Source organism: Streptococcus sp. (assembly GCF_019414905.1).
Lineage (GTDB): Bacteria > Bacillota > Bacilli > Lactobacillales > Streptococcaceae > Streptococcus.
The window spans coordinates 1-6707 of record NZ_DXLC01000209.1; the positions used below are offsets into that span (position 1 = coordinate 1).

The window sequence follows — 6707 nt, forward strand, 5'->3', positions numbered from 1 at the left end:
TGATTCTTGAAACCCAACAATCTAGTGATACCACCTATCGCGTCTATGACTTTGACCGTAAGGATGATAATGGCAATTTGCGTGAACTTCACCTTGAAAAATCTATCGATGTTTTGAACATTGGCGAGCCTGCCAATAGCCGTCCTGTGACTGTCAAAGCTGATGATTTACGTTCAACTCTTCTTGTGTCTAATGACTTCTTCGCAGTTTACAAGTGGGAAATTACTGGAAAAGTTGACTTCGAAAAGACAGCTGACTACAGCTTGTTCAGTGTCTTGGCTGGTCAAGGTCACCTGACTGTTGATGGGAAAAACTATCCAATCCAAAAAGGTAGCCACTTTATTCTACCAAGTGATGTTGCAGCTTGGATCCTAGAAGGGCAAGGCTTGGAATTGATTGTTAGCCATCCATAAAAAAGAAAGGACCTGAGTTCATTACTCAAGTCCTTTTTGATTACATAAATTGGGCTATAAAGACCACGATGATGATGATAGGAATGATAAAACGAAGAAGGAAGAGCCAGACTTGGAAAAGTCCCTGTTTCCAAGCTCTTTCATCAAGGTGTAGTTCCTCCATGGCAAGAGCCTTCTTAAAAATGTAGCCTGTAAAGAGTGAAAGGCAGAGAGCTCCAAATGGCATGAGAAGATTGGAAACTAAGAAGTCCATAGCGTCAAAGAAGGTCTTCCCAAAGATGTGAACATCCGCCATGACACCGTAAGAAAGGGCTGAAGGAATTCCAAAGACAAAGGTCAAGATTCCTAAAATGGTACTCCACTTGGCACGCTTGCTGTTGTCCTGATTGGTGATATTACCCACATTGATTTCCAGCATCACGACAGAGGAAGTGACTGTTGCAAAGAGGAAGAGCAGGAGGAAAAGAATGTAGAAAATAGTTCCAAAAGGCATCTTGTCAAAGAGTTGAGGCAAGACGATAAAGAGCAAGCTCGGTCCCCCTTCAGACTGGATATTGAAGGCTGACATGGCTGGGAAAATGGCTAGTCCCGCCATGATGGATACCGAAATGTTCATGGCTACGATGGAAATCCCTGACTGGACCAGATTGGTTTTCTTGTCCAAGTAGGAGGCATAGGTCAGCATGGCTGTAACCCCTAGTGAGAGGGCAAAGAAAGATTGTCCCAGAGCATAGAGGAGACCAGCGCTGGTCAGTTTTGAAAAGTCTGGTTTGAGGAAGTAAAGAACTCCTTCCATGGCATTTGGCAAACTGAGAGAGCGTCCGATGATGACGACAAAGATGATAAAGAGCAGAGGCATCATGACTTTTGAGGCTCTTTCAATTCCTTTTTGAACCCCACGTGATACAATGAAGATATTCAATAGGATAAAGGCTGCCTGAGCTCCAAGGGCAATGGCTGGATTTGAAATGATTGAAGTAAATAACTGAGCATAATCACCCGTTCCACCAAGCTGAAACAATTTCCCAAACTCAATACCCAGATAAACCAGAATCCATCCTCCAATAACACTGTAGAAAGATAAGAGGATAAAAAGGGCAAAGGCACCAATCCAACCGATAAAGTTGTACTTACTATTCTTGCCTAGTTTTCCAAAGGTTTTAATCCCAGAGACACCAGCACTTCGGCCGAGGGCAAATTCTGCAAGCAAAAGGGGGAAACCGATTAGAATAGTGGAGATGAGAAAGACCAGTAAAAAGCCTCCTCCACCGTTAGCAGCAGTCATATAAGGGAATTTCCAAACGGCACCAAGTCCGATGGCTGAACCAGCAGATGCTAGAATAAAGCCCAGTTTAGAACCCCATTGAGATTTTTCAGACATAGTTAAACTCCTAAAGTTAGTGTTACAAAAGAAAAAGCTACTGCCCTTGGCAAATAGCCTCATCAGTACTCAAGATGAGCTTTTCTTTTGATTGATAGACTTGACTATCCTATCATGTTTTCTAAGGTCTGTCAAGAAAACCATTTTCATGTTATGATAAAGTAAAAAATTTCGCAAAAACGCTTGACTCTGACCTAGGGGGAGGGGTTATACTATCAATGTAATACTCTTCGAAAATCAAATTCAAACCACGTCAGCGTCGCCTTACCGTACTCAAGTACAGCCTGCGGCTAGCTTCCTAGTTTGCTCTTTGATTTTCATTGAGTATAAGGAGGAAATCATGTACCATATAAAAGAAGCTGCGCAGCTTTCGGGTGTCTCTGTCAAGACCCTGCACCACTACGATAAGATAGGCCTTCTGGTTCCTTTAAAGTCAGAAAACGGTTATCGAACCTACAGTCAGGAGGATTTGGAACGCCTTCAGGTCATTCTTTACTATAAATATCTAGGCTTTTCTTTAGAAAAAATAGCAGAGCTATTAAAGGAAGAAAGGACAGATTTATTGCCTCATTTGACCAGACAGTTGGACTATTTGACTCGAGAAAGGGAACATCTGGATACCTTGATTTCAACCTTGCAAAAAACCATTCAAGAACAAAAAGGAGAAAGAGAAATGAGCATTCAAGAGAAATTTGCTGGATTTAACTACCAAGACCATCAAAAATACCACCAAGAGGCGGTAGAGAAATATGGACAAGAAGTCATGGACCAAGCGCTGGAGCGCCAGAAAGGTCACGAAGACGAGGCTACAGCTGCCTTCAACCAAGTTTTTCAAGCCTTGGCACAAAATCTTCAAGCTGGTCTGCCTGTAAAAGCAACTGAGAACCAAGAGCAAGCAGCCAAGCTCTTGCAAGCAATTCGTACCTATGGATTTGACTGCTCAATTGAAGTATTCGGTCATATTGGTAAAGGCTACGTCTATAATCCAGAGTTTAAGGAAAATATTGACAAATTTGGACCAGGAACAGCCCAGTACACATCAGATGTCATTGCCCATTATGTCCAAACTCAGACAAAATAAAATCGGAGGAGTATTCTTCCGATTTTTTCTAAATTCAAGTACTACTTGCTTAATAATTTTTCTACCACATTTAGTTTTCGCATGGTCAAATCTACATTGAAAAGCTTTTCAAGATAGTTAGTATTGAGCTTTTTTTGTTTTGCAGTTCCAGGGAGATAGAGGTAGAGACAGTGGTTACCGACACAAATTTCTTCTTCGCCGTAATCAATTTTTAATTTTTCTAAAGGAAGACTTTGAATAGGTTCTTGATAAAAAATCACGTGTACACGGTCATAAAGATAGTGTTCTCCAAACGGATTTTCTTGGACAATGTTTTTAAAAATATCCTTATTCTTAATGATTATTTTGAGATCGGCTCCAATCTTTTCCTTTATTAGAGTATGAACCTGTTCTCGTATTTCTTCGAGAGCTAAGTTACTTTCAAGAATAATATTTCCACTTTGAATATAAGTTCGAACTTGTTGAAAACCAGCTTCTGTCAAGATATCTACTAGATAAGACATTTTAGGGATAGCATTTTTTCCATTAGGAGTAACTCCCCTTAGCAAGATAATATGTTCCAAAGTAGTTCCTTTCTTTTGGGGCGGATTGTTCCGTTTAGTAATGTATATTTAGATTGGGGTTGATCCAGCCACCCAGCCGGTACAGAGGGCAGAAGTGATGTTAAAGCCACCTGTGTGGGCGTTGATATCCATGACCTCGCCAGCAAAGTGGAGTCCAGGTACGAGCTTGCTTTCCAGAGTTTTAGGATTGATTTCCTTGAGACTGACACCGCCTTTGGTGACAAAGGACTTGGCAAGGGACATTTTGCCAGTAACAGGGATTTTGAGTGCTTTGATAGACTGGAGAAGTTGTTCTCGTTCCTTTTCAGTCAGTTGTTTGACTTTTTCCGGATAGCCTTGCACAAAAAATTCTGCCAAGCGTTCTGGAAGCAAAGTTTTTAAGGCATTTTTCAAGGATTTTTCACGATTCTCTTCTAGAAATTCAGCCAAGTCCTTCTCAGAAAGTTGAGGTAAAACATCCAATGAGAGAACTTCCCCACCCTTGACAAAGCTAGACATACGTAGGGCAGCAGGACCGGATAGACCAAAGTGGGTAAAGAGGAGATCATGCGTGATGACATGCTTGCCATAGCTTAAGATCACATCGTCTAGTGAAATCCCCTGAAGCGCTTTGTGTGGAAAATCTGTTAACAATGGACTCTCAGCAGCCTCAAGCTCGGTAATGGTATGCTTAAAATGACGGGCAATCTCATGTCCAAAACCAGTTGAGCCAGTGGAAGGATAGGATTTCCCACCAGTTGTGACAATGAGTTTATCACAAGTGAAATTTTGGTCTGCGGACTTAAGAACAAACTGGTCATCCACCTTTTTAACCGAAACAATCTCAGTTTGAGTAGCAACTTGACCACCGAGTTCAGTGATTTTCTTTTCCAAGGCCTCGATAATGGTCCGAGACTTGTCACTAGCAGGAAAGACGCGTCCGTGGTCTTCGACCTTAAGTTTAACACCATTTTCTGTAAAAAAATTAATGATATCATGGTTATCAAATTGGGAGAAGACACTGTAGAGAAAGCGCCCATTTCCAGGGATGCCAGCTAGTAGGTCATCTAGAGTTCCGTTGTTGGTTACATTGCAACGTCCCCCACCAGTACCAGCTAATTTTTTTCCAAGTTTCCGATTTTTTTCGATGAGGAGGGTTTTCTGTCCATAAAAGCTACTGGAAATCGTAGCCATCATACCAGCAGGACCTCCACCAATGACGATAGTATCAAAATGTTTCATAGCTCTATTGTACCACAAAAAAACAAGAGATGAAGTCACCTCTTGTCAAGAATGCAATTAATCAATTTCATATCCCATCAGCAAACCACCATCTTCTGCATAAAAACTGCAGAGACCAGATGTTGGGAGAATTTTAATATCCGCCTGTGGGAAGGTTTCACGTATTCGGTCTGAAAGCTGTTGGCAACATTTCTCGTTATTACGTTGGGCCATGACAATACGGCCACCAGCATATCCAGCTTTAATGATTTCATCATAGGCAGCTTGAACTGATTTCTTTGGTCCTCGTGCTTTTTGTAGCAATTCGAGAGTTCCAGTTTCACTAGCTTCTCCGACCATACGGATATTGAGAAGGCCAACGACCGTACCGATAAGCTTGCTCAAACGGCCGTTCTTCACCAAGTTATCGACTTTAGCTAGGACAAAAAGTAACTTGGTTTTTTCTTGATAGGCGGTGATAGCTTCAACCACTTCTTCAAAAGATAAGCCCTGGTCGATCAAGTCATTCACTTTTTCTACGAGCAAGTCAACTTCCCCACCAGCAGACAAACTATCAATTATATGAATTTTAGTATCAGGATGTTCTTCCAGATAAATATTTTTTGCTAGTTGAGCACTATTGTGGCTTCCAGAAAGAGTACCAGTGATGGTTACTAGGAAAATGTTTTTGGCTCCTTCAAATGCTCGCAAATAATCATCTGGGCTTGGACAAGCTGATTTTGAAGCTTCTGCAGTTGCATACATGGTTTCCATCATTTGGTCAATGTCAAGACTGGCATCATCAACAAAGACCTGATCAGCTACTTGAATGGTTAAGGGGACACTTACAAAGGTTGTATCAATAGCTGGTGTCTCCAGCTGACGATAATCACAACCAGAGTCAGCAATAATCTTCCAAGTCATAGAAATTCTCCATCTTTGTCAGTTATACATTGACAAAGGTTCTGTCTTTTTTTACAATTATATCATGAAAGCCCTTGAAACAAAAGCCTCATCCGTCTGTTGTGACAAGTAGAAAGAAAATGTTATGTCTGAACGTAGAATCTCTGAAAAGTCTCTTGAAAATCTCAGAAAATCAAACCAAGAATCCAATTTATTAACTAGAGAAGCCATCGAAACAGCCCTCTTGCAACTCTTGGAAAAAAAGGACCTGACCAAGATTAGTATTTCTGAATTGGTCAAACGTGCAGGCGTTTCTCGTGCGGCCTTTTATCGCAATTATGATTCCAAAGAGGAGATTTTAGAAAGCGTATTTAAACGAACTGTCCACAATATTATGGAACAGTTGCATCATTATGATTTAAAGACAGACCTTTATCTGGTCTGGGTTCACCTTTTCCGAGAAGCAAGAAAGGAAGCCAGAGTGATTCAACTTGCCTTAGATTACCATCTGGAAAAAATCTTTGTCCAAGCCATGCAGGAGTTTCTGGAAAAATACCATGGAAAATCAAAAGGTGTCAGCTCTTATCTTCATTCCTTCTGGAGTTCAGCCATCGTCTCAGTCCTTTTAAAATGGATCAAGGATGGCATGAAGGTACCTGCTGAAAAGATTGCAGATTTACGGTTACCATTTTTTAAAAAATAGAGAAAAAGGAGAAGAGATATGACTGAAGAAAGACTAGCATGGGATGAGTATTTTGCAGCCCAAGCTCTACTAATTGCCAATCGTTCCACTTGTAAACGTGCCAAAGTGGGCGCAATTCTGGTAAAGGATAATAAAGTTATTTCCACTGGTTATAATGGTTCGGTGTCAGGGACTGAGCATTGTATTGATCACGAATGTCTGGTCATTGAAGGTCACTGTGTTCGCACTCTTCACGCAGAGGTTAATGCCATTCTCCAAGGTGCAGAACGTGGGGTTCCCAAAGGCTTTACAGCCTATGTGACCCACTTTCCATGTCTAAACTGTACAAAACAATTGCTTCAGGTTGGTTGTAAGCGCGTGGTTTATATCAACCAGTACCGAATGGACGACTATGCCCAATACCTTTATCAAGAAAAGGGAACAGAATTAACCCATTTACCACTTGAGACAGTGCAGGCAGCTC

At 41.2% G+C, this 6707-nt stretch carries 7 protein-coding genes and 1 pseudogene; 4 read left to right on the forward strand and 4 right to left on the reverse strand.

The features are described 5' to 3' along the window. Positions 1-413 (forward strand): annotated as a pseudogene (locus QZ359_RS06290) (mannose-6-phosphate isomerase); the annotation flags it as partial. 40 nt (positions 414-453) lie between these two features. Here QZ359_RS06290 and QZ359_RS06295 read toward each other — a convergent pair. Then, positions 454-1794 (reverse strand): sodium-dependent transporter, encoded by a 1341-nt coding sequence (locus QZ359_RS06295; protein ID WP_049501915.1) that lies wholly within the window; start codon positions 1792-1794, stop codon positions 454-456. 340 nt (positions 1795-2134) lie between these two features. On the opposite strand from QZ359_RS06295, the gene QZ359_RS06300 reads away from it, so the two are divergent. Beyond that, positions 2135-2875 carry a MerR family transcriptional regulator gene (locus tag QZ359_RS06300; protein ID WP_293964238.1) on the forward strand — a complete coding sequence of 247 codons (741 nt, stop codon included), beginning with the start codon at positions 2135-2137 and terminating at the stop codon, positions 2873-2875. A 41-nt stretch (positions 2876-2916) separates the two neighbouring features. Here the strand turns inward: QZ359_RS06300 and QZ359_RS06305 are convergent, their stop codons facing one another. The 3 genes from QZ359_RS06305 to QZ359_RS06315 are packed head-to-tail and all read right to left on the reverse strand — an operon-like array spanning position 2917 to position 5562. After that, the gene (locus QZ359_RS06305) at positions 2917-3438 is read right to left on the reverse strand and encodes a DUF1697 domain-containing protein (RefSeq protein ID WP_293964240.1); all 522 of its coding nucleotides are present in this window, start codon (positions 3436-3438) and stop codon (positions 2917-2919) included. A 48-nt stretch (positions 3439-3486) separates the two neighbouring features. Further along, complete coding sequence (locus tag QZ359_RS06310; protein ID WP_293964242.1) at positions 3487-4659, reverse strand: NAD(P)/FAD-dependent oxidoreductase; 1173 nt, start codon at positions 4657-4659, stop codon at positions 3487-3489. Between the two features lie 57 nt (positions 4660-4716). Continuing rightward, positions 4717-5562 carry a DegV family protein gene (locus tag QZ359_RS06315; protein WP_261150336.1) on the reverse strand — a complete coding sequence of 282 codons (846 nt, stop codon included), beginning with the start codon at positions 5560-5562 and terminating at the stop codon, positions 4717-4719. Between the two features lie 124 nt (positions 5563-5686). On the opposite strand from QZ359_RS06315, the gene QZ359_RS06320 reads away from it, so the two are divergent. Together QZ359_RS06320 and QZ359_RS06325 are read left to right on the forward strand one after the other, a co-directional pair. Continuing rightward, positions 5687-6244: a TetR/AcrR family transcriptional regulator gene (locus tag QZ359_RS06320; RefSeq protein ID WP_000004136.1), complete on the forward strand. Its 558-nt coding sequence runs from the start codon at positions 5687-5689 to the stop codon at positions 6242-6244. A gap of 18 nt (positions 6245-6262) precedes the next feature. After that, on the forward strand, positions 6263-6707 hold a 445-nt coding region (locus QZ359_RS06325; protein WP_293964249.1), incomplete at its 3' end, for a cytidine/deoxycytidylate deaminase family protein.